Below are 24,686 nucleotides of genomic sequence, written 5' to 3' on the forward strand. Positions count from 1 at the left end.
GTCCATATGGAACGCCTTTACAGTTTTGCCTCTTCTGCGGGTAGGCTCACAGTGTTTTGGAAATCATAGGGTGGATGCTCGACATCGCGAGGGAGCAATCTCCGAAAGAAGAGGTGCTGGATGAATGGCTCTCGCGTTCAAAAGCGGCGGGTTATAACGCAGTCGGATTTTATATAGAGCATCGTTTCCGCTACGAAAGCGCACCATGGGCAGGCGGTCGAGGTGCATTGACTCCGGAAACCGTACGGCGACTCATCGAAACACATTCAGGAATCCGCTGTATCCCGTTTCTCAATACATTAGGGCACATGGAAGGGTTCATTCGCTCCGAGGGGGGGCAATGGCTTGCGGAAGGGGCACCGGAAAAATCATCGCAAATTTGCCCGAGCAGGAAGGAATGCGTAGATTTCGCCAAATCGCTGATTCGAGATGCAGCAAAATGTTTTCAAGACGAGTGGATTCATTTAGGGGGGGACGAAACATGGCAACTCGGCGAATGTCCTCTCTGCATGGAAAGAGCACAAAAAATCGGAAAGGGGGGGATTTACGCAGAACATTATAAAGAACTTTGCGAAACAGTCCTCGAAATGGGGAAACGCCCTTGCTTGTGGGGGGATATGCTTCTTGCGCACCCCGAAGCGATGCGCCTCATTCCGAAAGAAACCGTGATTTTCGATTGGCAATACGGCGGACCTCCGAATCAGACTGCAGAACGTTTTCGCAAAGAAGGATTCGACGTCGTCTGCTGTCCTGCGTTGCACACTTTCGATTCAGGATGGTGTTTTTGGGATTTGTCTAAAAAGAATATTGACGAGCATCGCGATGCGGCTCAATCTCTCGGCGCGTTAGGAGTTTGCGTTACGACTTGGGAGTTCATGTATTTTTCTTCTTATTTTTCGGTGATGCCACTTGTTTTTGCGATTGGCAGACATCTTGCGCAGGGTGAGGACTGGGAAAAAGCGCTCGTCGAGGAAGGGGGGGAATTTTATGCAGAAGTCGCGCAGATTTTAGGAGTGGAAATTCCCTCCATCTCTAAATTTTTAGGAAGTGGCTGGCGAAATTTGCGAAGGAATTTCGTAGAGAACGCGGATATCTTCGCCTTGTGGAGAGAATGGCGCGAAGAGGCATGCAGCGAAGTGGGGGATACAATTTTAGCCAACATAAACAAAGCAAAACAGAGACTTTTCGAAAACGACCCCATGCGATTTCCTTTGACGCTTCACGAAGTGGCAATCGAATGGGTTCGAAAAATCGAGTCAGCGCGAATTCTTTATGGGAAACGGGATTTGGCGGGTTTCGTGTTGGAGTTTTCGGAGGCTGCGGAATTGCTTTCTTCTCTTTCCCCTTATCTTGCAGAGATTGCAAAACAGGGGGGGTCGCTCGGCGATTTGATGCGATTGCGAAGGATGATTTCGCAACAGGTGGATGTGTTGGAAAAGGTGCGAATGTTGGGAGACTTCGACGCCTATGCCTATCTTCCAGCATTCGAGGTTTTGATTCACCCCGGCTTCGTTCCGGGTGGACAAGCGGGATGGGATTGCAGACAGTTATAACTCGATTAGATTCGGATATAACTTTCGAAAAGTAGTTTTAGAATATTTAGCATTCAAAATCAAATCGTAATTTCCAGACTTCGATAAAGGCAAGTAAGCACGGTAGATACCTGGTGTAGAAGTTTTTTCGAATAGAATTGAACGAGAGCTCAGTGTTTTATCATGCGAGCGTGAAATGACTTTCGCATGAATAACGAACAGCTTATCAGGAAATGCCCTCTTTCGGAAAGAAATAGATTCTTTTCGCTCTTTTTTCGTATGCAGAGAACCGTAATCCTGTTTCGCGAATTCAGGAGTCATATCATCGAGATATACAGTGTTGCCGTTTTTGTCCGTCAATCGCGCTTCGACCCAATCAGCTGTATCCCAATTAATCCCATCCCCCCCGTCTGTTACGATTAACTCTATTCGCTGACGGCCATCTACGTTTAGCCTGACAGGACGCGCATAGGTTTCTCCACGCAAAGGCTCGCTTTCCCAAACCTTCTCTCCATCGAGCATAACTTGAAAAGAAACTGTTCCACCTCCACCCGGAAACACGAGTGCTTCGAAAGTCTCGTACAATCCATTTAGAGCATAGACAATCCTGGAATTGGCATGAGTTCGCAAACCATAGTTCCATTTACGTGGAAGCGACACCGCAACCTCGATTTGCTGTTCGTCAGTAGAGGCGATTTCGATACCGTGAAATATTCGAGACGCTTCTCTCACACGATTTGAAAACGAACCTTCTGCCATGTTTTTGTCGTACGGATCCGGTTTGATAATCGGGAAACCCCAATTTTCGAAACGTTTCCAAAGGTCTTTTCCGGAGTATCGAGATAAGAGGTGAATGAACAAAGAAAGTTTGCTTTCGCGAGTTTCCGGAACCTGCGTTTCGGGCAGTGCTTGATACGCTCGAAATGTTTTTTTGAAAGGCTCCCAACCGATTTCGTTTTTGAGAATCAGAAACTTGTGCGTCGCTGCATCGCTTTGCGCGAACCAATCCTTCAAGGGCTTTTCGTCTTCTGCTCCCATAGCCACCGCAGAAATCGAACCTCCTTCTCGGTAATATTTCTCAATCCGCTCGCCATTCGGGTCGGAATAATCGAACCAAGTATTTCCCATATACACTTTGAGTTTCGCTTTTTCGAGTGCGTAAACCATTTTGAAATTGGCGAAGAATTCCCCATGCCAAACCCATTTGTAATCGAGATCGAAATCGTGACCGATTTCATGCAAGATACCGAAAAGGGTGTCACCTTCGTTGACTTTTTGCAAAGATTCAGGAATATATCTGCCATACCAACGAATGGGTTGTCCCGCTACTGCCCACCCCCCCGGATATTCTGCTTCCTCTTTAATCGTTATTTTTTGTCCGTGATATGGCTTACCCCCCACCAAATCAGCATAAGCGACGTACGCACGATCGAGCGCGCGAAGATATCCTTCCGGATTTTCGAGGATTTTCCAATTCTCCTCGGAAAGTTCGAGGGCAACATACTGTCCTTCCTTGCGTATCAATTTTTGCTCGGGAATTCGAGCGAAAGCGATTATCGAAAGCAAGAACACTAAAATCCAAAGTAACCGCATCACTTCGCTACCACATTCACCAATTTATCCGGGACGACCACGACCTTTTGCACTTTCTTTCCATCGATAAATTGTTGAACGCGTTCATGGGAAAGGGCGAGGCGTTCGAGTTCTTCACGCGATGTTCCCGTCGGAACTTCGATATTCGCTCTCACTCTTCCATTCACTTGCAAAACGATGGTCACTCGTTCTTTTGTAAGCAGAGCAGGGTTCGCTTTCGGAAAATTCGCTTGATACGTGAATCCAGGAAATCCGTAACTCTCCCAAATCTCGTCCGCGCTATGAGGAGCAATCGGCGCAAGGAGCAGAATCAAAGTCTCCACTGCCTCCGATATCGCAAGGCGCAAACTGTTTTGTTCTGGTGTGAAAATTCGGATTTTTTCCGTAATCGCATTCGTAAATTCCATCAAAGCGGCTATAGCGGTATTGAAACTGAAATCTTCGATGTCTTTCGTAACCTTCTCGATGGTCGTATGAGTTATGTTTCGCATCTCACGAGACGATGCATCGAGATTTACAGTGTTTATCTGCTCGCTCCAATCGCGAACGAAATGAGGATGCCAATCGTCCGTCAACTTGAAAACGCGATGTAAAAACCGAATAGCCCCCTGCACGCGTTCTTCCGACCATTGTATGGTCTGTTCGAAAGGCGCTTCGAAAAGTTCGTAAACACGCAATGCATCCGCTCCGTATTTATCGACGGCTTCATCGGGTGTCACCACATTCCCTTTCGATTTGCTCATCTTTTCCCACTTATAAAAAACTTCTTCTTTGGGTAATTTCGCCGCTTCCTCGAAAGTGATGAGAATGCCTTCTTCTCCCACCTTCAGCCGTTCGTTTTCGCGAGGTTTTCGATAGGGGGTCAGCGCCAAAACCATCCCTTGATTTCGGAGGGTTTGAAACGGTTCTTTGCACGGAACGAGACCTTCGTCATAAAAAACTTTATTCCAAAAGCGCGCGTAAAGCAAATGCATGACTGCGTGCTCAGCCCCCCCTACGTAGCAGTCCACCGGCATCCATTTCGCCGCTTTTTCAGGGTCCCATGCTCGTTTGACGTTGTGAGGGTCGCAAAATCGAAGGAAATACCAAGAGGAGCAAGCAAAAGTGCCCATCGTGTCCGTCTCTCTTCGCGCAGCCCCCCCGCAGGTAGGGCATTTTACATTCACCCATTCAGGAATTCCCGCGAGTGGCGATTCTCCCGTTCCCGTGGGTTCGTAACTTTCGATTTCAGGTAAGCGAACGGGAAGTTCATTTTCCGGAACGGGAACTAAACCGCATCGTTGGCAATGAACAATCGGAATGGGAGTGCCCCAAAAACGCTGGCGACTAATCAACCAATCTCGCAAACGATAATTCACACGCCGTTCGCCGATTCCTCGTTCTTCCAACCATTCTGCCAAGCGCTTTTGTCCTTCTCGGCAAGGAAGTTCACTGAATTCGCCACTGTTCACCATGATTCCATCTTCGCTGGTGTAAGGCAAATCGTCCGGTGAACCGTCTGCAGAACGAATCACGCGCACAATTTCCAAACCATATCGCTTTGCAAAATCGTAATCCCGTTCATCGTGCCCGGGAACAGCCATGATGGCACCCGTTCCATATGTCATCAAAACATAATCTGCAATCCAAATCGGAACGCGATTGCCAGTAAACGGATGAATCGCATAAGCACCTGTGAACACTCCCGTTTTCGGTCTTTCCGTTGCTAAACGGTCTTGCTCGCTCAATCGCATTGCGGATTCGATGTAGTTTTCGACTTCTGCGCGATGTTCCGGTGTCGTTATTTTCAAAACAAGCGGATGCTCGGGAGAAAGAACGCAAAATGTCGCTCCGAATACGGTGTCTATGCGCGTCGTAAATGTTCGGAAAGATAAATTGGAATCGGCAATCTTCCATTCGAATTCCACGCCTTCCGATTTCCCTATCCAATTCCGCTGCATCATTTTGATTCCTTCGGGCCAGTTCAGTTCGTCTAAATCTTGCAACAAACGCTCTGCGTATGCAGTGATTTTGAAAAACCACTGTTTGAGATTTTTCTTCGTTACAGGAGTTCCGCAACGCCAGCAGTTCCCCCCCTCCACTTCTTCGTTCGCTAAAACGGTTTGACATTGCGGACACCAATTCGCAGGATATTCCGCGTGATAGGCAAGCCCTTTTTTATATAATAAAAGAAATATCCACTGCGTCCAACGATAATATTCCGGAGTGGACGAATTGATTTCGCGCCACCAATCGTAACTAATGCCGACCAGATTCATTTGTCTCTTATAGGTCTGCGCATACAGGGAAACGAGCTTCGCGGGATGCACTTTTTTCGCCAGCGCTTCGTTTTCCGCCGGAAGCCCGAATGCATCCCAACCCATCGGGTGAAGGACGTTGTAGCCTTGCATGTATTTCATGCGGCAAAGAACATCAGTGGGTATGTAGTTTCGAAGGTGCCCGACGCTCAACCCCTGCCCACTCGGGTAAGGGAAGAAATCCAGTCCATAAAATTTCGGGCGCGAGGGCTCTTCTCGGGTGCGGAAGAGGTCTACCTCTTGCCATTTTTTCTGCCACTTGGGTTCGATAGATTTGGATTCGTAACGAGAGGGCATGGGTTATTGATTATGAATGAATCGTTATTCGGCGTAAAATGATTCCTATGAAGTGGTGCTTTTTGACAGTATCTATTGCCTTCTTCCTCCTCAGCGTTTCGGGGTGCAATTTGGGGCAGCAAGTCACTCCATCTAACACAGGCGACGAAAAATCACAAACGGCTTCTTCAAACCCAGCCAAACAGGGAGAACCGGCGAAATCGCCGCCCTCATCCCAACCTTTGGTCAAGCCAAAAGAATTGATCGCCCTACAACAACTCACGACAAAACCCAAACCGGGAATCGTAGGTATATGGCTTCCTCAAGTTCGCGACCCGCAGACGAACAACATCCTGCCGTGGGAGCCGGGCAAGGATGGAAAGCAACAGCCATGGGTAATTATCGAATTCAAAAAAGACGGAACTTTCACGATTACCGGCTGGGGTCCGCGTGGGAAAATCACTTCCTCCGGAAAATACAAACTCGAAGGCACAAAACTCACGCTCATCATCGAAGTCATCGAAGGTAAACCTGCACCCGCTTCGGAACGTACTCCTCGAGTGGGCAAACTCAACAAGGACGGACTAACTTTGGTGGACGACGCAGGTGTCGGCTGGATAAAAAAGAAATGAGCAAATAAAATTAAAGATGAAGCCGCAAGAAGAATTAGAAGTCCTCATACGCGCGAAATATCCGATTCTTTATGTGATCACTTTCGAAGAGGAGCGCGTCGTCGAAGCATTGGAATCCATCGCTTCGGAATTGAAACGCCCCTTTCACACATGGTCACTAACGCAAGGGACGAAAGTCGGGCTCGAGGAATCTCCTTACGTTCCGAAAACACGACTCTCGGCAGAACTCGAAGTTTTGGCGGAAATCTACAGCAAAAACGAACCGGCGATATATTGCCTCAAAGATTATCACGTGTATTTGAACGACTCGCGCGTGATTCGTCTGCTCAGGGAACTCGCTCATCGTTTGAAAAGTCGCTCGCAAACTCTGATTCTTACCGCCCCTGTATTGCGACTCCCCACCGAACTCGAAAAAGATATCACGGTTCTCGATTTCGGCTTGCCCGATGACGAAGAAATTGCGATGGTCGTAGAATCTGCCGTGAGTGCGATTCGTAACAACCCGAACGTAGACGGACGATTAGACCCACAAGAGTACGAAAAAATCGTGAAATCCTGTATGGGCTTGACGTTGAACGAAGTGGAATCCGTTTTGGCGAGAAGTTTGGTCGAAAAGAAAAAACTGAGCGTGGATGTGATTTTGGAACAGAAAAAACAAATCGTGCGCAAAACAGGTTTGTTAGAATATTACGCTGCGGAAGATAATTTTAAAAACGTGGGGGGAATGGAGCATTTGAAAGAGTGGTTAATTAAGAGGAGAGAGAGTTTTACGGATAAAGCGCGTGAGTACGGATTGCCTGCGCCGAAAGGAGTGCTTTTGCTGGGCGTACAAGGATGCGGGAAATCGCTGGTTGCGAAAGCGATTGCAAGCGAATGGAATCTGCCGATGCTCCGTTTGGACGTAGGTCGAATCTTCGGAAGTTTGGTGGGGCAAAGCGAAGAAAACATTCGTCGTGCGATTAAAGTTGCGGAAAGCGTCGCACCGTGTATTCTTTGGGCAGACGAACTCGAAAAAGGTTTTGCAGGAACGCAAAGCAGTGCAGTCAGCGACAGCGGAACGACCGCACGTGTCTTCGCAACGTTTCTTACATGGATGCAGGAAAAAACATCGCCCGTGTTTTTAGTGGCGACGTCGAACGACGTTTCGCAACTCCCCCCCGAACTTTTGCGCAAAGGACGATTCGATGAGATATTTTTTATAGATTTGCCGGACTTCGAAGAAAGAGAAGAAATCTTTCGGATTCACTTGCGAAAAAGGAAACGGAATCCGGAGAATTTCGATATCAAAAAACTCGCAGAAGCCACGAAAGGTTTTTCAGGCGCAGAAATCGAGCAGATTGTGGTGAGCGCGCTTTTTTCGGCGTTTTACGAACATCGCGAACTGACGCAAGAAGACATGTTGAAAGAGGCGGAGCACATGGTGCCTTTGAGCGTGATGATGTCGGAAGATATTCAGACCCTCCGCGATTGGGCACGCCTCCGCGCCCGCCCCGCCAGCCGCAAAGACGAACCATTGGAGACGGAACGGGTGGTGGAGTTCTAGAAATTTCTTTTTCCCCAACGAAAAACAGGGCTTTGGAAAGTGCTTGATTCACATCTAGTTATTATTCTGTTTCAATTCCGTAAATGCTTTTAATGCGGCTGCGTTTAACAAAAGCAGTTATTTTCTTCGTTATTATCTTGTAACAAAAAACAGAGGGAACGCCGACTAAAGTACTGAACAAACCAACCCAAAAAGGAAAAAATATGTATAATAAAATTACTATTATAATATAAAGTAAAACAACCAAATTTGTTATCCATGTCCCAACTTTCTTGCTGAATTCATCAATATTAGAATCAACAAATGTAAGTTTATTGGAGATTTTATGATATTCACGCTGAATAGCTTCTCTTTTTTCCTGTTCTTCCTTACCAACTTGGTTTTTAAAAGTTTCTAACACTTCCCGAAGAGTTTTAGTTGAATATCTTTTTTCAGAACCACAGGTAAGATGCATTAATTCTCTACGTGCAACAGAGCTCACACGAAAAGCTTCCAGGTGTTCTTCTGTTATTTCTCCGCTATTTCTAAGTTTCTCTGCTTCATTGAGCACTCTCTCCCATAATTCGTCCCCTGGCTCTATTGCAGCTGTACACGATGCGATGAGTTCCGCTCTTGGTAAAGTGCTGTTCGTTGGTGATTTTAGCCATGCAATATTCGCTACGCTATAATCCGATACAACTGCTGAAACGCATTGAATTGAACCGTAATCCTTCCCGAATTCATATACTGCCTTTGCGAGTGAGCTATTCGATGTTATAAGAACATGCTTTGCGTCTTCCAAACTTCTTGGCTCATGTTTTCCTCTTAATATAAAAATGCTTCTTACCGATTTTATGTCGTATTGAAGGGTTGTTTCTCTTTCCTGTTTTACGCGCTCTCGGAGAATTTTCTCTAATGAAGACTCGCTTATTACGAACTCACGAAATTTGTTAGGATCTGGGCTTACTTTGCGTTGAATGTTTTTTATTTTAAGCCAATCATCGATAGATGCCGCTGCGAGTTCAAGATCCGATGGTGTACCATTTCTATTATACGTATAACGTATAGCAGGATTATTATAGTAATGCGGGTCATCAAAATGAGAAGCACATGTTATCAAAACATTACAAGTTTCCTCAATTGTATGCATGAAGACACATATTGTCCCTTGGAGTGCTTGTAAAAGAGACACTAACTCTTCTGTAGCTCGTTTTTTCTCATCTGAAGAAAAGCCCATAAGAGCCAATAAAAGAGGAGTATCTAAGTAAAAGTTCACATCATTAAATTTTTTTTGAGCATATTGAAGGTTTTCGCAAGTAAATGCATTCGCAAGCATATTTCCTTTAAACAGCGTAACCAAATCATCAATAACCCCCCCCTCACGAATACTTTCGTAAGCTATAAAGGAGTTTACCATAAATTTATATTCATCATCAGTATTTATCTCAGGAAGTGCTGTTCCTCGGGACGTACTGCTTAACCCTTCTAAAGAAAATTCTCTAAGATATACTATTAAACTATCAAAAGCATCGTTCACACTTAATTCAATGTTGAAATTTTTTTTGACATATGCTTGAAAATGCTCGACAATTCTTTTTTGAAGCATTGTAACTTCATTTTTTATTTTAGCGAGGTTGGAATCGTATTGCACTTTATGTCCAACAAAAAGTACGCCTGACTCTTCCTTGATTATTTCTTTTTTTCGTAGCCTTTTCAAAATTAGCTCACAAGTATGGAGCGGGACATTCAACCCTAGATCTGTTGAAAGCCATTGTTGCAGTATTGTTTTATCTATTTTCTCGTTTTGTCTTTGTGTTACGGATTCACCTGCAAGGTGCGCGATATAGTCGATATGGTCGTGCCCTCTTTGGTCTGAAATAACTTTAAGTAGAGCTAAGCTTGCGAGGGTTGTCTGACTCCCAACTTGAGTATTTACAAGACGTGTATCTTTCTCCATGCTATTATTATACCATATAGATTCAAGCTACCCTCAGAAAAATCCTTCTACATTTGGGAAGAGTTACGACACGACGCAATTCAACCTTTTGAATGTAAACATATTTAATAGATATCCGACCTCTGTTCAAAAAGGGCGTATACACTAAGGAATCTGACGTTCTCACCAAATATATTAGAAGCGAAGAATAAATTAATCTATTTTCTTCTCACACGTCTATATATCAGAAAAACCTCGTCATCCACCACATGATGTTCAAAAAGTGTGAAACGGAGTAAATTTTCGCGCGGGAGGGGTGCCCCCCCTGCCAGTGTGGGGACGTTCTCTCCCAATTTCACTTTCGGCGCTATCGTGATGAAAAGTTCGTCCACCAAGTCTTCTTTTAACAATTGTCCATTGATATCGCTCCCCCCCTCGACGAGCAGGCGTTCTATGCCGAGTTCCTCGCGCAAAATTCGAAACGTTTCCTTCCAAACGATTTCCGTCTTCCCCGAACGAATGATTTTTACGGAACTCGGAAGTTTTTTCACTTCGCACGATTCCGGACACAAAACGTATGCTTTATCCGGCGCTTCGTCGAAAAACAAACTCGGATAAAGCAAATTTCCCGAACGTGTGGCGACGATACGAATCAAACGATTCCCGAAAGTGATTTTCGCCGTGCTCCTCTGCGACGATGCGCCAATCAAGACGGCATCCGCCGCGTCTTCGATTCGGCGCATGAGGAAATGGTCCACCTCGCTTCCCAAGTCGTGAACCGGTTCTCCACGCTCGCCACTCACGGTTTTGCCGTCAATCGTAACGACCATATTGATGAACGTATACGGGCGGTCGGGCGGAACCTTCTCTATCCGGAAATGCAAAGAGGAATAAATTTGCAACGCTTCGGGGTTCACTATAAGTAGTTTCTACCCAATTCGAATCGTGTTTTGTCAAAAAAATTAAAGTTATTTCAGAACAATCTGTTCCGGTTCGAGCAGAGCGAAGAGGGGACCTATGTTTCGCTGGATATGTTTTTACATTTCCTCGTCATATTTTTTTCATCAGTCACGAGAAGATGAATTAAACCGCTTCCCCTTCGAGCGGAGCGAAGAGGGAGAACCTTTTAAGGAGTGGGGTTATAAATTCTGGACATAAAAATCTTTGCTTTTTATTGACCCCCTCCGTAAGGTTCCCCCTGCTTGCGCAAGGGGAACCGGTAACGTGTCACACATTTCATTAACAGAAATCGCGCCTTACGGCGCTCCTACGAAGGGACGCACATTTTTCGTAATAAAAATCGCGCCTTACGGCGCTCCTACGAGTTTTTCGAATGTATGCGAGGGGCAAATAAAAACGCATCCCCGAAAAGGGTATACTTAGCCTTCCCTTACCCGGGAAGACCGGAGGTATCCAAATGAAAAAAACTTTTTTGATGACCCTTTTCTCTCTGTTTGTGCTCGTTGCCGCCGGGTGCACCCCGGGGTATGTAGGCATGTACAAAATCGAACTGCCCGCAGACCAACAAAAGCAAGCGGAAGCACTGGGCATGAATATAGACTGGACTCTCAACCTCAAGAAAGACAAAACGTTCGAAATGAAGGTGATGAATCAAACCATCACGGGGACGTACACCGTGGAAGGAGACGAACTCAAATTGGTGGCGATGAAAGCCAACGATAAACCGCTCTCCGATGCCGAAAAGGCGAACCAGCCCCCCCCTCTGACCATCGAAAAAGACGGTTCTTTGACGATGCCGACACAAACAGGGGCGTCGCTGAAGTTCAAAAAGCAGTAAATAACCTACCTCCTTCCGTGAGCGGAAGGAGGTTTTCGTTCGTCACGAAGAGGATGTTTACGCATCTTCACCCAAGGGCGAGGATATTCATCCGGCGTTCTTTCTGTCTTTTCGAAAATAGGCAGTAAGCGAATCGCTTCGATTGGCTTTACTTCGATTTCGCGAAGTTCGAACAATCGCAAACCCAATTTAGCCGAAGGAAAATCGCGAATCGTATTTCGCTCTCTCGGTGTTCGCAAAGGAACGAACAAACCACGGAGAGCGACGAATGCCGCCGAGATTTCGATTTGAACGGGAAACGGTGCAATCGCTCTACCCGTTACGAAATCGTACGCTTCTCGAAATCGTGATTCATGCGCCGCCTCTTCCGCCCGAGCGACGACGATTTCGTGGAGAACCGGAATCGCCCCCCCACTGCCGAACAACCCTCGTAAAAAATCTGTCGCTTTGCGCGAAGAATCGAGACAAGTAACCCTTACATCGGGGCGCGCAATCGCTATCACCGCTCCCGGAAATCCAGCACCGCTACCGATATCCAGAACTTTCGCATTCTCGGGAATCAAAGGATTGAGCACGAGCGAATCCAAGAAATGCCTCGCCCAGCATTCTTCTTGCGGAACGCGGGTGAGATTCATGCGCGTATTCGCAAGATAAAGTTCTTTTTCGAAAAGTGCGAAGGCTTGCAGTTGCACGTCAGAAAGTTTGAGCCCGTACGCTTCTGCGTGTTCTGCAAGCGCTTTCGCATTCATCAACGATTCGTTTCGCTCTCTTTGGGTTTTTCGATTTCTTTGGGTTTATTGATGCGATTCATCGCGTTCGATATCCCTTCTTTTATAATCCATTCGCATCCGTCCGCTGCTTTCCGAATCGCCTCTGTAATCAATGCCATTTCTTCCGGTTCGAAACGACTCAATACATGTTCCACGCCGCTAATTTCCGGTGAACCGATTCCGATTCTTATACGAGGAAAATCCTCCGTTCCCAAACTTTCGATGATGCTTTTCATTCCGTTATGCGTTCCGGGACCGCCCTTCGGTTTAATGCGCACTTCTCCGACTTCGAAATCCATATCGTCATAAATCACGACAAGCCTTTCGAAAGGAATCGAAAAATGTTTAACCAACGAACTCACAGCACGACCGGAAACATTCATATACGTCATCGGTTTTGCGAGCAAAACGTTCTTCCCGCAAATTTTCCCGAAGCCATAATTCGACTGAAATTTCCATTCGGAGAGTTTTATTCCGTGTCTTTTCGACAACTCATCGATGACCTCGAATCCAACGTTATGGCGAGTGCCTTCGTATTCAGTACCCGGATTGCCGAGACCGATGAAAACCCATTCAGGCTTTTCGATAGGGATTCGTTTCCGAAAAAACCGCACGAAGAGATTATGCCAGGTTAGTTTTCGGGGTCGAAGTTTTGGAGCGGATTGCTCGCAGGCCAGCGAAAGAGCGATGCGCCAGCGGTAAGGAGAAAGACTTGACCTTGTGCGCCTTTAATTTTGTCTTGAACCCAAACCTCATTGAAAGTTTTCGCCCAATGCCAATGGCATTCCGATACGGGCGTCATATCTCCCCAATTTCCTGCGCCTCTATTGGGCCAAGGATTCCACCACCCCCACTCGATTGCCGCATGCCACATCGGCACCCATGTGTAACTAACCCCCGTAGGCAAGAAGCGCGTACCTTCTAAGCGGTCAGTTCCCTTATATTTCCCTGCCTTCGGGTCACTCGGGCAGTGAAAAACATTCGGCTCGTTTACATAAGTGGGAAAAAGGTGACTGAGCCGTTCAGGCATCTTGTCGTCATAATCGCCGCGATAGAGTTGCAGTGCGGCACCGATTTGCTTGAAATATTGGATGCATGCCGATTCTCGACCCTTCGCCTTCGATGCGAGGATGACCGGATAGGTGATTCCCACTAGAACCGCAATAATCGCCAGAGTGACCAGCAACTCGATGAGCGTGAATGCTCGTCGCATCTCATCAATTTGGACTGTTTTGTTTATAAAGCGTTTCGGTGGAGTGCTTTTATACATAGAGGTAGAAAATTACGTCCAAGTCTCAATACGTAAATGTAGACGGGTTGTTCACCCATTTTCGTATGGATTTGTTCAAATCCTCTTTCGTGAGGGAATCGATTTTTTCCAAGAAGAGCGTATCCATTCTCGCCCCTGCACCTTCGAGTTCCCACCAAGCCACCCAAAATGCTTTTTCAGATGCCGAGTGATGTCCGCTTCCGAACGATGAAGAATCATAGGGATTGCTTTCACCAGCAATGTAACATCCCGCTGTATAACGAACTGCTCGCTCCGTTTCCTCTTCCGTAAAACCATTTTTCGAAGAGGTTATCAACTTTTCGAGTTCCTCTGTTCTTTTTCGGGCTTTTTCTAAAGAGTCGGAAGTTTTTCGAAATAGACAATAAAAAATTGCCCAACTTTTATCGTGACGAAAAGAAAATGTAACACCACTCGCATAAGCCCAAGCCATTTTGTAGCGGATATTAGATTGCATTCTGCTCGACTTTCCCCCCCCTATAGCGTTCATAACGACGAGCCACGCAGGAAATTCCGCAGAAGAGACAGGAGGACCCGAAACAGCAACTGCGGAAAGATGGAATTGAGTCGTATCATCCCCTTCCTGCGGACGAGTCGAGGTTTGTCGCTTATTCATGCGAGGGGGGGTACCACTGGAACTGATAGAAGAGTTAAAGCTAACAGAAGATTTCCAATAACCGAAGGATTGATTCAACCGCTTGGCAATTGCTTCCGAAGAGATATTGCCCACTATGCTAAAAGCGATTTGCCCTGGATGAAAGTTTTTGAAATAAAGGCTTTTTGCGTAAGCCTCATTTAGCGACGAGGGGGGTGAGAATTCGATGTTCAATGCCATACGAAAACGAGACAACAGTGAGCGAATCGGGTCGCTGTTGAGAATTCGATGCCTTCGTTGAACCTTCTCCGAAGCAACTCGCAGGTTCTCTTCGGAAAAATCCTGATAAAGAAGCACTTCGGATAAAACACCGATTGCCGTGGAATAGTAAGAAGGAATCGTAACGATTTCGAAGACGATTGCACCGTCTTTGTAAAACACATGCGCATTTCCTCCCAAAAGGTATGTCAATGCGCTTAGCCTTTGCGGGGTGATGTTTTGGGTTTCTTGAATCATCGCTTCCGCAAGAATCTCCATACCCACGATTTCGGAGGGGGGGAGGTTGCTCGTTCGCACAACGGCTTGAACAACTAAATATTCCGAAGAAGCATCCTTTTGCACCAAAACGGGAATGCCGTTGGAAAGTCGAAGAATTTCCAAGGTCGAGAAAAGAGTTACAAAATGGATGGTGCTCATTTCTCCCAAACGATAAAAACTGCATTGTTCGAAGCAAATCGGGAAGCGAAACGTTTCACCGTGTCCAAAGTCAATTCTGAATAGTATTTTTTCGCAGAGAGGCTAACATCATCTTTTCGAAAAAGTGTGGAAAGCCCTAAAAGAAACGCAATGTCTTTCGGAGATTGTGCGATGAGTTTCTCTTGCGCTTGTAAGTATCGCTTTGCGTCGTCGAACTCTTTTTTCGTAATGCCATTTTTTTCTAAATCGTCCAATATCTTTCGCGTTCTCGCCTCGAGGTTTTCTGAATTCGCAAGCCCTTCTCTTACAAACAAAGTTAGAAGGGTTCCGCTTTCGGAAAGGTCGTAATTGAAATGAACATCGAGCCCGGCATTTCGAAAACGTCCGAATCTGCCGCATAACACCTCCATGATGATTCGTGTGGCGAAATACGCTTCAGGGTTATCGAACCCACTCGCCCTGAATCCGATGCCGATAAGCGATTCTTTCCAATGTGACTTCAAAGAACGACGAAGCGGAGTGATCTCAGGCAGAGGGGGAGATGATGGAATGTTTCCTGATGGGAAATTTTCGAATTCGGGTGTTAGGAGTTCGATGGTTTTGCGCGAATCGAATTTCCCTGCTATCACCACGGCGATATTCCCCCCCGTAAGAATTTTTCTTGCTGTTTCGAGCAATTGTCCTTTCGTAACTTCCTTTAATTTCGCAGGATCTCCGCAAGTTCTCAAACTCCACGCACTTTTCGAAAACGCCGCTTCCCAAAGCGCCCATTCCGCCACACGATTGAGGTCTGCTGATTGTAGTGCAATCTCCTCTTCGATGACCTCGATTTCATTTTTTACGAACTGCTCAGAGAATTCATTTCGAAAAAAATCACCGAGGTATTTTATTGCATCGTATAGGGATTCGATCGGTCCCTCGACAACTATTCTTGAAAATTCGCGATATGTAAAAGCGTTTGCAACGCACCCCAACACTTCGAATTTAGAGTCCAAAACACCGAAGGAATCTTTCGAATCCAAATTTCGAAAATAGAGATGTTCCAGGAGGTGATGCAAGCCATTCGTTTCAGGTGTTTCATATACCGAGCCAGCCCGAATGAAAATCTGAGCAGAGAAATAGTTCGCATTGGGAATATTTACGGTAACGATTCTCGTTCCGTTTTTTAAAATATGCTCGCTCTTTTCCGGAGTTTGTGCTTGGACTTGGGAAAAAAGAAGTAAGACGCTAAAAATTAGATTGAATTTCGAGATAAATGTTCTTGACGTTCCTAAACAGAGTTTCGGAACGAGAAAGCTAACGAGAAATCTACAATAACCAAAATGTGCAGGTTTTAGCATGCCTTTTGCATGAGGGAACTTTATCTTTTATAGACGAAGTATGTCCCTTCGCGCGCTTTAGCGATTTCTGTAAAAAGCGTATTTGCGAAATGACTCAGGGCTTTCAAATCCTCTTCTACACTCGCACCGCTCGGAGTTAAGATGAAGCGATAAAACTGCCCATCCACATTCTCCTTCAGCATGAGTTTGGCAAACGTCAAATCGATCGGCATCCAGGATGGGCTGTGCGTAAGCCGGAAGGGAGTCTTGTAAAAATACATCGCCGTGCCCGACTGTGCCTCTCGCTTTACACCCATGATCGTTACAGGAACTTTCCCCCCCATAGCGGGAATTTCTGCATAACTGCGTTTCGGGTCGACGAGCTTCCAACTTTGTGCTTGGAAACAAATCTGCGGGTCATGAAAAGAAAGCCTGTTGTTCCCTGCTACAACGACATATTCGTAGATGCGTCCATCCGGGCCGAAATAACTGTGCCCTACGATTCCGAATGGCTCGAGGATATCGTAGGTACGTTTGTCCATTTTCACTTCGGATGCGTGATTGTAACCTGGGAGCTCGCGCGGCAGGATTTGTTGCATCCAAACTTCTGTTTTCTCCGGATATTCTCGTGGAGTGATAAGAAGCGCCGCACTGCCAGCGACCACGAAGAGGAGCAAAGCCAATTTAACTCGCAGGAGCAACGCTCGGCCTCCTTTCTAAAAGTTTTACGATGTAATGGAGAATGATAAAGCACACGATCAGCGTGATGTAACCGCTGTAGTCATGAAATACCAATCCGACATCGGAATTTTTCCCCCACTCTCTCATTTTCACTGCCCACCATGCTCCTGGATTGATTGTCCCGAACTCTCCCACGATTCCAATCAGCATGATTCGCAAACCGTTTATCAAAAGAGCCAACGGAATCGTAATCGCGAAAAGAAAAATGTCCCTCCAAAGTCCTAAACTGGAAATCATCACGAAAAACGTAGTGAACGCCGTGAGCGAGAGAATGAGTTTGAAGCCACTGCAAGGACCACCGATGTTCAATTCGTAATGGTCCATGAGAATGAGAGTGGGGAATCCATCCGGAATCATGTTTTGAAATCCTACGAGTGAGAGCATCTTCGATGCCACCACCGTAGACATGATCTGAAGACGATTCGTCGTCAAATCGATGATATAACCTAAAAAAGGCATCATAAAAACGAGGAACAAAAACGGAGCCAAACAAATTCTTCCGATATGTTTCCCGAATGCGAAATACACTCCGCCTATCAAAGAAAGAATAAAACCGAAACCGGATATAGACATGTTGCCTATGCTTCGACCTTCGAGTACCATTCCCAAACCGATGATCATCACCGCGAACCCTAACCACGATGAACCGATGGGCTGTTTACGAATTTGCTCACGGCGCATGTAAATTACTGCAAGAGCCATAAACGGCACTAAAATTCCATGCGAATAGTAGCCTTCGTCATCGAACCACATCGGGGGCAAAGAAGTAAGGAAACTCCATCCCAAAAGCAACGCGGCAAAAAGCGCAATAATCAGCCAAGGAAGAATCGCACGAGGAAGACGAATTCCTAAAATCGGGAGGACGACTTCGTCCGTATGCTTTTCTCCCTCTCCATCGGACGAGAGGGGGGGCTCTACTGGGGTTGATTTTATTTCTTTCTTTTCAGTTTCCGGTTTAGCCATTATGAAATTCTTCCCACTATAAAATTCTTTTTCAGTATGCCCCTTCTCCTCGGATAACCGCAAAAGGTGTTTTTAACAGGATTTTCAAATCTAACCAAAAGGACATATGCTCGACATAAAAATCGTCCAAAGCCACCCATTCTTCGAAGGTCGTATCACTGCGACCACAAATCTGCCACAAACAAGTGATTCCTGGCGTTACACTCAAACGTCGTAATGCTTTATCATCGTATTGAGCGACTTCACGCGGAAGAGGGGGGCGAGGACCTACCAAACTCATATCTCCGAACAAAACGTTGAATAATTGCGGAAGTTCGTCCAAACTGTAATGGCGCAAAAACCGACCCAAAGGTGTGACTCTCGGGTCGTTTTTCATTTTAAAAATCGGACCTTCTTTTTCGTTGCTTTTCAACAATTCTTCGAGGCGTTTGTCCGCGTCCACATACATCGAGCGAAATTTCAAAAACTGAAATTCTTTTCCATAGCGTCCTACTCTCGTTTGTTTATAGATAATCGGACCCGGACTGGAGAATTTCACCGCAAGCGCAATGGCAATCAATAAAGGTGAAAGCGCGAGGATGAGCAATGAACTGCCAATGACATCCAACACGCGCTTCCAAAAGTAATAAGGAATTTTAGTGCGCGGAATTCGGTGAGCATAAGACGGAGATACGTTGGTTTCTACTGCCATTGCTCACCTCTTCTAAAGGTTTATTCCTCTTCGTCGCCACCGGGTCTTCCGTATTGCTTCGGTTTGTCCGTAAGTTTCTTTTGTCCCGCTGTGAGCGCTGCTCTCGCCGCTGTAGGATGATAGCGGCTGATTGCAGAAGCGTAGTTGCGACGATAATGCTGGAACGAAGGCGAATCCTCGAGTCTGGTTTTGTTGAGCACCATACCGATGATATTCACGTTCATTCTCTCTAAACTCTTATGGAAATCGTATTCCGCCATAGAAGCGGGGCGACCGGCTTCGTGAACAAGGATTACGTTTTGAACTAACTCTGCCAAAACTAAACTATCGCCAAACGTGCTTCCGGATGGGCTGTCGAATATCACGAAATCTACGCCTTTGCTGATTTGTTCAATCAGTTGCTCCATGGCTTCGCTGTGGAAAAGGCGAACAGGATTGACGGGTGGCTGTCCTGCGGCTAAGAAAAGAAGTCCTTCCACACCCGTTGCCTGTACAACTTGTTCGAGAGAGGCTTGACCGGTGAGAACTTCTGCAAGACCTGCGCGATTTTCTAATCCGAAATGTTCATGCAAACTCGGAGAGCGCAAATCGGCATCTATTAAAAGTACTCTCGACCCGTCGCGTGCCAAGCTTATCGCCAAATTTGCAGCTACAGTCGAACGCCCAGAATTAGGTTCAGCCGCAGCGACCAAAACCCCCGGACCGTTGAGTTTTTCTTTTATCGCCATGAGTTGCGTAGAAAGAATCTGATAACTCGCAGCGAGAGGGGTGGGGGCTTCGAGTTCAGGATTGATTCTTTGCTGCCCACTGCGAGGCAAAGCAGCAAGCACTGGGAATCCCAAACTGTTTTCCGCTTCCAACGGGGTGTAAGTAGATTGGTCGAACTGTCCTAAACTCGCAATCAATGAAATCGCGACTACGGAGGACAAGAAAAAGGCAATTAAAGTTTTTAACACTGTTCTTCTATCCACTTCTTTTACTTGAGGGTCATCCAGGAAATAAAGTCCTCGAATTTCATGTTGTTTTGCACGGATTCTCGCCTCTTCGACCTTTTCTGCTAAGTTCGTAACGGTTTCCGCTTGAGCGCGAATCTCGGCATTTAAACGTGTGAGTTCTTTTTGTATCACGGGCAAGCGGTCTAATTCTGCTTGGAGTTCTGCGACTTCTTTTCTCGAACGTGCAACTTCTGCACGTGCAGCGCTCAACGCTTGTTGAGAAGTATAAACGTTACGAATACGCTCCGATTCCAATTGACCAACTTCGGGATTCGATGAGGTTACGAAATATTTCGGTGTTTCCGATAAAAGTTTTCGGTCACTTTCGAGGGTTTGTTTTGCTTGGATAACAGAAGGGTGATTCGGACCGTATCGCTCTTGTAAAACTTCAAGTGCGGTTTCCGTATTTTTAATTCGACCCAAAATGTCGTTATAAATAGGGTTGGGATTGTTGGCAACTAATTCCACGGGCTCTGTTTCGGGTCTTCCCGCCCAGGATCGCGCATGAGCGAGAGATGCTGCTGCTACCGCTTCATTCTTTAATGCCTCCATCAAGTTCGCTCGCGCGGCGTTGTATCGAGCAACGAGTCCGCTCGTATTCACTTCGAACCCCGCTGCTTGGGGATACATCTCCATGAATTCTTTTTGCTCTTGGAGTTTTTTCTCGTAGATAGCCTTTTGCTCGTTAAGTTGTTCTTCTATAAACCGAACATGTCTTTCTGCAACTTGGTAGTTGAGGTTCGAGTAGTGATGAAGCAGTTTGTCGCGAATCGTTTCAATCACGATTTTCGATTCTTCGAGATTTTTTCCGATATAACTTACAGAAAGAAATTCGGAACCTCGAAGAGGAACAATCTCTACATCGCGGAAGAAACGTCTTTCGGAAACCGTTCCTGCGTCTTTTATCCTCCTCTGAACGAGTTCATCGAATGCCGCTTTCAATACAGAATAAGAACCGACGGTATTCGCAAGGTTAATAACGCGAATTTCTTGTTCGTTCACGCCTCTGCCAAATGCTTGGTCGGGATAAATCGGAGGAATATTGATATCTATGTCGCGTCGGTCCGCAACAGTAATAAAGCCTTCATAAAGGGTGGGGACAATAAACTCCGAATACACGAACGTTCCTAAAGTGATGGGAACGACGATAAGAAAAAGCATCCACCATCGTAGTCTTAGTGATCTTAAGAATTTTCCACGACCCATATAATATGACCTCCTATATCATTAGAACGGTTTGAAGAAGAAGTTCCTTTGCGTGATACTTTGGATAACGAAAACGATGTTTGCAACTTGGCTGAGACGGTTGAAATCTGGGGTTGAAGTCGAAGGGACGTAAACGACATCTCCTGGCTCCAAAAAGGGATTTTGCGAAAAATCATTATCTTTCAAAAACTTAATAAAATTAACTCGGAAACTGTAATATCCTCCCGGCTGAGAAGGGTCTACCCTTTGAATCTGCACAGCCGAAAGTTTTGTCTTATAAGGGATTTCCCCACCAGCGCTCGAAATTGCATCTGCCAGAGTCATATTTTCCCGCCACTCGATAGTTCTCGGTGTTGCCACAGCCCCTATGACGTTTACTTTGTTCATGGTGTCTTCCGGAATGTTCAGAACGTCACCATCTTGCAATTCATAGTTTTGGGAAAGATCGCCACGCTCGAGCATTGCTTTCAAGTCTATCGGAACTTGTTCAACACTTCCCCTACGAATGAGAGTCGCTCGTTTCAATTGCGACCGACCGGGAACGACTCCACCCGCCTGAGCCAATAAAGAGAGCAATCTATCACCTGGTTTGAATTCGTATTGTCCTGGCTTTTGGGCTATGCCTACTACACTGGCGCGAAGAACACGAAACCGAATGATGTTGACACTAACCTTGGGGTCTTTGTAGTATCCCTGGGCGATGAGTTCATTTCGAATATAGTTTTGAACCTCCGAGACGGTTTTCCCTGCAACCTTGATAAAACCCAAAAAAGGATAACTAATCGTTCCGTCCATCCCCACTTGAGCATCCAGGGATAAATCTTGCTCGTTATAGACACGGATAGCAATGATATCTTCCGGTTGGAGGCGGTAGCTTCGCAAATCTGCCTGTGCTAAAACAGATACCGAGCAAACAAAAATAATCAAGAAAAGCGTTGCTTTATACGTTTTTTTAAATAGGTTTCTCATCGGACCTCTCCAGGCAGTCACGGTAGTTTACTTCCCTATCGTCTACCCCTGGAGTAAGGGCACCCGGAACGTTCCACCGCGCTGCTACTGGCATTTATTTTAGCACGACATTCTAAGGGAATAATCGGTTCGTCTCACTTTCTTTCGAGTTCATTAGACGAGTTGACTCCGAATTTCTATGCCATATGCCTTAGAAATGCCTGCGTTTTCCTTCTATTACAACAGTTATCTCCCCACGAAGTTCCCGCAAGCCTCGTGCCAAATCCGAGAGGTTTCCGCGAATCACCTCCTCGTGGACCTTAGTTAGTTCCCTACAAATCGCCACCCTCCGTTCTCCGAGAGTCTCGAATGCTGCATTTAGAGTTTTCTTCACCCTTGTGGGTGCCTCGAAGAAGACGAGGGTGAACGTGGATTCGGAGTAAGGAGATAATTCCCTCCGGATTCCAGCAGGGCTGCGTGGCAGATATCCGAAAAAGACGAACCGTTGCGCGAAGAACCCACTGATCGCCAAAGCTGCCGTTACTGCTGAAGGACCTGGAATAACCTCTACTTTGATCCCCCCTTCTAACGCCCTGTCAACGAGTTCCGCGCCTGGATCGCTAATTACGGGTGTTCCTGCATCCGTAACGTAAGCAACTACTTCTCCATTTTCGATTCGTTCGAGCAATTTGTCGAGGATGCGAGGAAGCGTATGCTCATCGGCTCGAATCAGTGGCGTCTTGAAACCGAATGAGGAAAGGATTTTTGCGGTAACCCTCGTATCTTCAGCCGCAATCACATCCGATGTTTGCAAAGCATGCAGAGCACGCGGGGAAAGGTCTTGAAGGTTTCCGATAGGTGTAGAAACGAGAACTAATTTCCCTTGCTGCTTTCTTTCGGAGGAGCTGAAGTAGGCTTCGGCGGAGTTTTCGCCTTCTCGGGTTGCTTCTTCGCTTCCTGCTTTTTCGCTTCCTCTTCTGCTTTCTTGCGCTCTTCTTCTGCTTTCTTGCGCTCTTCTTCGAGTCGTTTCGCGGCTTCCGCTTCCATGCGTTTTTTCTCTGCCTCGTTTTCTTTCCATTGTTTGAGTTCTTTTTGGATTTCCGCAATGAGTGGCGAATCCTTTTTTGCGTAGTTTGTAGCACGTGGGAGCAATTGTTCAACTTGCGTGATGAGGGCTTTGTTTTCTTCTGTCGGATCGTAAGCGGATCGGATGATCTCGAGCAATTGCTCTAAAGCAGCATCACCTTTTTTTGCCTCCAAGAGCAAATTCACATACTCGAAACGAAAAACGGGACTCGGTATGTATTGAGAGATTTCCGCATAGACTTGGAGTTTTTCTTCTTTGAGTTTTTCTTTTTCTGTTCCGGGAGGAGTTTCGATGTCGATTTGACTCAGACATGCATAAAGCACAGGCGCCATTAAGTCGGGATATTTTCCAAGCAACTCTTTTGCTTGGTTTAAAACTTCTCGATATGCTGCGATTCGCTCATCGCGCTTCTGAGCGCCTTGTAAACTCTGAAATCTCTCTCCTCGTCGCAATCCATCATAATCGTAAAGCACTTTATATGCAGGATTCACCCATTCGAATTTCGTGTTTTTCAGTCTCGCTTCGAAATTGCGCGCAAATTTCGACATTTTGAGGTATTTCCTCATTTGTGCCGCTCGAATGTTTTTGATGCTGTCGAAATTGGGGGGGATTTTAGGTTCGATTTTCACTAATCGGTATATAGCAGCCCCCTCCGGTCGAGGAATTACGCCCGAGATTTCTCCTGGTTTCAAATGAAAGAGCGGATCGGCAAGACCATTCGTTTCGATTGTGAGACGGTCGAAAGTTAACGTTCCTGCTTCTTCAGGCTTTTGGTTCGGAGCGGGTTCTCTATCCGAAAACTGTGCTACAGCAGTACCGAAATCCATTCCCTCGCGGATTCGCTTTAGAACGTCCTCCGCTTTTTTAATGGGGTCTGGGTTGTTCGCTTTCGATATGAGAAGTTCTTGATACGTGAAAAAGTCGTAACTCTTGCGGATCGCTTCTTCGGAAGTATCCACATCCGCTGCATATTTATTTTCAATCAGCCATTGTGCGAGTTCTTTGAGTTTTGTTTGGCGAATATCTTCCGAAGAAAGTTCTGCGAGTCTATTTTGGGAGACGAAAGAGAATGCTTGCTCCGGTGTCATCCCTGTTTGTTGCTTGAACATTTGGGCTACGGTCATTTCACGGAGGTCTTTTAGTTTTTGTTCTGCCTCTTTCGCCTCTTTGCTGTTTGCTCCTTTTTCTTTTTTTATTTTTTCGAGTTCACGCTCTTGGTCTCTGATTTGGCTTTTTAGCGTGATTTCTACATAGAGCATCTGCTCGTCAAACTCTTCTTTTGCCTTTTTCAACGCTACGTCTTTAATTTGTTCGATATCATTGGGGTCGAAATCTATACCTTCGTCTTCTAACATTCGAAAGATAATCGCCCGGTCGATTGCATTGATTAGCGCTCTTGTATGCCCAGATAAAGTGTCGAAAGGAGTAGGGATTTTCCCAGCGAAGCGAGATTCTTCAGCGCGTATTAGAGCCCCGATTTCGCCTTCCGTCACTTCGTAATCCCCGACTTTGAATGCAGCCGGGGTATTCCCCCAGTCAGGGTTGATTGCTCTCTGCCCCGGCGCTAAAAACATCCCTACAACCAGAGCGACGACGACGACAACGCCGAAAACTATCCCGCATGTCGCAGGCATGAAGTTGCGGATTTTCGTAATGGACACGGTTTATTTCCTAAAAAGCGAGCCCGGCTGGTTTACCTTGGGCTCGGGAGTAAATATTATGACATGTAGGCCTTTTCCACCCCAAGGAGTATTGACAGGTAGACAAATTTGCGGTATACATTGATATACATTCTTGGGAG

The 24,686-nt window shown here is 46.1% G+C and carries 20 protein-coding genes; 4 read left to right on the plus strand and 16 right to left on the minus strand.

Annotated features, from left to right (window positions below):
• Positions 1-56 precede the first annotated feature (56 nt).
• Positions 57-1,553, plus strand: a complete 1,497-nt coding sequence (locus VNK96_02105; protein HWP30509.1) for a family 20 glycosylhydrolase — start codon at positions 57-59, stop codon at positions 1,551-1,553.
• Here the strand turns inward: VNK96_02105 and VNK96_02110 are convergent.
• Both VNK96_02110 and leuS read right to left on the minus strand, forming a co-directional pair.
• A complete protein-coding gene (locus VNK96_02110) occupies positions 1,548-3,125 on the minus strand; it encodes an NPCBM/NEW2 domain-containing protein (protein ID HWP30510.1) in 1,578 nt (525 codons plus the stop codon). The two genes, VNK96_02105 and VNK96_02110, sit on opposite strands and share 6 nt — an antisense overlap.
• A complete protein-coding gene (gene leuS / locus VNK96_02115; protein HWP30511.1) occupies positions 3,125-5,719 on the minus strand; it encodes a leucine--tRNA ligase in 2,595 nt (864 codons plus the stop codon). The genes VNK96_02110 and leuS overlap by 1 nt, the downstream gene beginning before the upstream one ends.
• Before the next feature lie 62 nt (positions 5,720-5,781).
• Between leuS and VNK96_02120 the strand changes: the two genes are divergently transcribed.
• Entirely contained in the window at positions 5,782-6,330 is a 549-nt protein-coding gene (locus VNK96_02120) for a hypothetical protein (protein ID HWP30512.1), read from the plus strand.
• Between the two features lie 16 nt (positions 6,331-6,346).
• On the plus strand, positions 6,347-7,873 hold the full coding sequence (locus VNK96_02125; GenBank protein HWP30513.1) for an AAA family ATPase: 1,527 nt from the start codon (positions 6,347-6,349) through the stop codon (positions 7,871-7,873).
• 61 nt (positions 7,874-7,934) lie between these two features.
• Here the strand turns inward: VNK96_02125 and VNK96_02130 are convergent, their stop codons facing one another.
• Both VNK96_02130 and VNK96_02135 read right to left on the minus strand, forming a co-directional pair.
• On the minus strand, positions 7,935-9,809 hold the full coding sequence (locus tag VNK96_02130; GenBank protein HWP30514.1) for a hypothetical protein: 1,875 nt from the start codon (positions 9,807-9,809) through the stop codon (positions 7,935-7,937).
• Positions 9,810-10,006: 197 nt separating this feature from the next.
• A complete protein-coding gene (locus tag VNK96_02135) occupies positions 10,007-10,705 on the minus strand; it encodes a RibD family protein (protein ID HWP30515.1) in 699 nt (232 codons plus the stop codon).
• A gap of 500 nt (positions 10,706-11,205) precedes the next feature.
• Here VNK96_02135 and VNK96_02140 point away from each other — a divergent pair, with 500 nt between their 5' ends.
• On the plus strand, positions 11,206-11,586 hold the full coding sequence (locus VNK96_02140; GenBank protein HWP30516.1) for a hypothetical protein: 381 nt from the start codon (positions 11,206-11,208) through the stop codon (positions 11,584-11,586).
• Positions 11,587-11,591: 5 nt separating this feature from the next.
• On the opposite strand, the gene rsmG is transcribed toward VNK96_02140, so the two are convergent.
• The 12 genes from rsmG to VNK96_02200 all read right to left on the minus strand — a co-directional run bounded on the left by rsmG (position 11,592) and on the right by VNK96_02200 (position 24,546).
• Positions 11,592-12,335 carry a 16S rRNA (guanine(527)-N(7))-methyltransferase RsmG gene (gene rsmG / locus VNK96_02145; GenBank protein ID HWP30517.1) on the minus strand — a complete coding sequence of 248 codons (744 nt, stop codon included), beginning with the start codon at positions 12,333-12,335 and terminating at the stop codon, positions 11,592-11,594.
• Positions 12,335-12,970: an aminoacyl-tRNA hydrolase gene (pth, locus tag VNK96_02150; GenBank protein HWP30518.1), complete on the minus strand. Its 636-nt coding sequence runs from the start codon at positions 12,968-12,970 to the stop codon at positions 12,335-12,337. The genes rsmG and pth overlap by 1 nt, the downstream gene beginning before the upstream one ends.
• Before the next feature lie 17 nt (positions 12,971-12,987).
• Positions 12,988-13,626, minus strand: coding sequence for a type II secretion system protein (locus tag VNK96_02155; protein ID HWP30519.1), 639 nt, complete (start codon positions 13,624-13,626; stop codon positions 12,988-12,990).
• A 25-nt stretch (positions 13,627-13,651) separates the two neighbouring features.
• Positions 13,652-14,935 (minus strand): insulinase family protein, encoded by a 1,284-nt coding sequence (locus tag VNK96_02160; protein HWP30520.1) that lies wholly within the window; start codon positions 14,933-14,935, stop codon positions 13,652-13,654.
• Complete coding sequence (locus tag VNK96_02165) at positions 14,932-16,275, minus strand: pitrilysin family protein (protein ID HWP30521.1); 1,344 nt, start codon at positions 16,273-16,275, stop codon at positions 14,932-14,934. Before VNK96_02165 ends, VNK96_02160 begins: the two co-directional genes overlap by 4 nt.
• A 20-nt stretch (positions 16,276-16,295) precedes the next feature.
• Positions 16,296-16,955, minus strand: a complete 660-nt coding sequence (locus VNK96_02170) for an exosortase-associated EpsI family protein (protein ID HWP30522.1) — start codon at positions 16,953-16,955, stop codon at positions 16,296-16,298.
• A complete protein-coding gene (locus VNK96_02175; protein HWP30523.1) occupies positions 16,939-17,958 on the minus strand; it encodes an exosortase/archaeosortase family protein in 1,020 nt (339 codons plus the stop codon). The genes VNK96_02170 and VNK96_02175 overlap by 17 nt, the downstream gene beginning before the upstream one ends.
• Positions 17,959-17,989: 31 nt before the next feature.
• Positions 17,990-18,649, minus strand: a complete 660-nt coding sequence (locus VNK96_02180) for an exopolysaccharide biosynthesis polyprenyl glycosylphosphotransferase (GenBank protein ID HWP30524.1) — start codon at positions 18,647-18,649, stop codon at positions 17,990-17,992.
• 20 nt (positions 18,650-18,669) lie between these two features.
• Positions 18,670-20,850 carry a polysaccharide biosynthesis tyrosine autokinase gene (locus tag VNK96_02185; GenBank protein HWP30525.1) on the minus strand — a complete coding sequence of 727 codons (2,181 nt, stop codon included), beginning with the start codon at positions 20,848-20,850 and terminating at the stop codon, positions 18,670-18,672.
• A gap of 21 nt (positions 20,851-20,871) precedes the next feature.
• Positions 20,872-21,819 (minus strand): polysaccharide biosynthesis/export family protein, encoded by a 948-nt coding sequence (locus VNK96_02190; protein HWP30526.1) that lies wholly within the window; start codon positions 21,817-21,819, stop codon positions 20,872-20,874.
• Positions 21,820-22,009: 190 nt separating this feature from the next.
• Entirely contained in the window at positions 22,010-22,654 is a 645-nt protein-coding gene (rsmI, locus tag VNK96_02195; protein HWP30527.1) for a 16S rRNA (cytidine(1402)-2'-O)-methyltransferase, read from the minus strand.
• A 17-nt stretch (positions 22,655-22,671) separates the two neighbouring features.
• Positions 22,672-24,546, minus strand: a complete 1,875-nt coding sequence (locus VNK96_02200) for a peptidylprolyl isomerase (protein ID HWP30528.1) — start codon at positions 24,544-24,546, stop codon at positions 22,672-22,674.
• Between the last annotated feature and the right edge of the window lie 140 nt (positions 24,547-24,686).

This window comes from Fimbriimonadales bacterium, from assembly GCA_035559795.1.
Classification (GTDB): Bacteria; Armatimonadota; Fimbriimonadia; order Fimbriimonadales; family ATM1; genus DATMAR01.

Bases quoted from the DNA above. Each gene is read 5' to 3' on its own strand.
- VNK96_02110 (HWP30510.1), bottom strand. From the start codon at position 3,125: ATGCGGTTACTTTGGATTTTAGTGTTCTTGCTTTCGATAATCGCTTTC.
- leuS (HWP30511.1), bottom strand. From the start codon at position 5,719: ATGCCCTCTCGTTACGAATCCAAATCTATCGAACCCAAGTGGCAGAAA.
- VNK96_02125 (HWP30513.1), top strand. From the start codon at position 6,347: ATGAAGCCGCAAGAAGAATTAGAAGTCCTCATACGCGCGAAATATCCG.
- VNK96_02130 (HWP30514.1), bottom strand. From the start codon at position 9,809: ATGGAGAAAGATACACGTCTTGTAAATACTCAAGTTGGGAGTCAGACA.
- VNK96_02140 (HWP30516.1), top strand. From the start codon at position 11,206: ATGAAAAAAACTTTTTTGATGACCCTTTTCTCTCTGTTTGTGCTCGTT.
- rsmG (HWP30517.1), bottom strand. From the start codon at position 12,335: ATGAATGCGAAAGCGCTTGCAGAACACGCAGAAGCGTACGGGCTCAAA.
- VNK96_02155 (HWP30519.1), bottom strand. From the start codon at position 13,626: ATGTATAAAAGCACTCCACCGAAACGCTTTATAAACAAAACAGTCCAA.
- VNK96_02160 (HWP30520.1), bottom strand. From the start codon at position 14,935: ATGAGCACCATCCATTTTGTAACTCTTTTCTCGACCTTGGAAATTCTT.
- VNK96_02165 (HWP30521.1), bottom strand. From the start codon at position 16,275: ATGCTAAAACCTGCACATTTTGGTTATTGTAGATTTCTCGTTAGCTTT.
- VNK96_02175 (HWP30523.1), bottom strand. From the start codon at position 17,958: ATGGCTAAACCGGAAACTGAAAAGAAAGAAATAAAATCAACCCCAGTA.
- VNK96_02180 (HWP30524.1), bottom strand. From the start codon at position 18,649: ATGGCAGTAGAAACCAACGTATCTCCGTCTTATGCTCACCGAATTCCG.
- VNK96_02185 (HWP30525.1), bottom strand. From the start codon at position 20,850: ATGGGTCGTGGAAAATTCTTAAGATCACTAAGACTACGATGGTGGATG.
- VNK96_02190 (HWP30526.1), bottom strand. From the start codon at position 21,819: ATGAGAAACCTATTTAAAAAAACGTATAAAGCAACGCTTTTCTTGATT.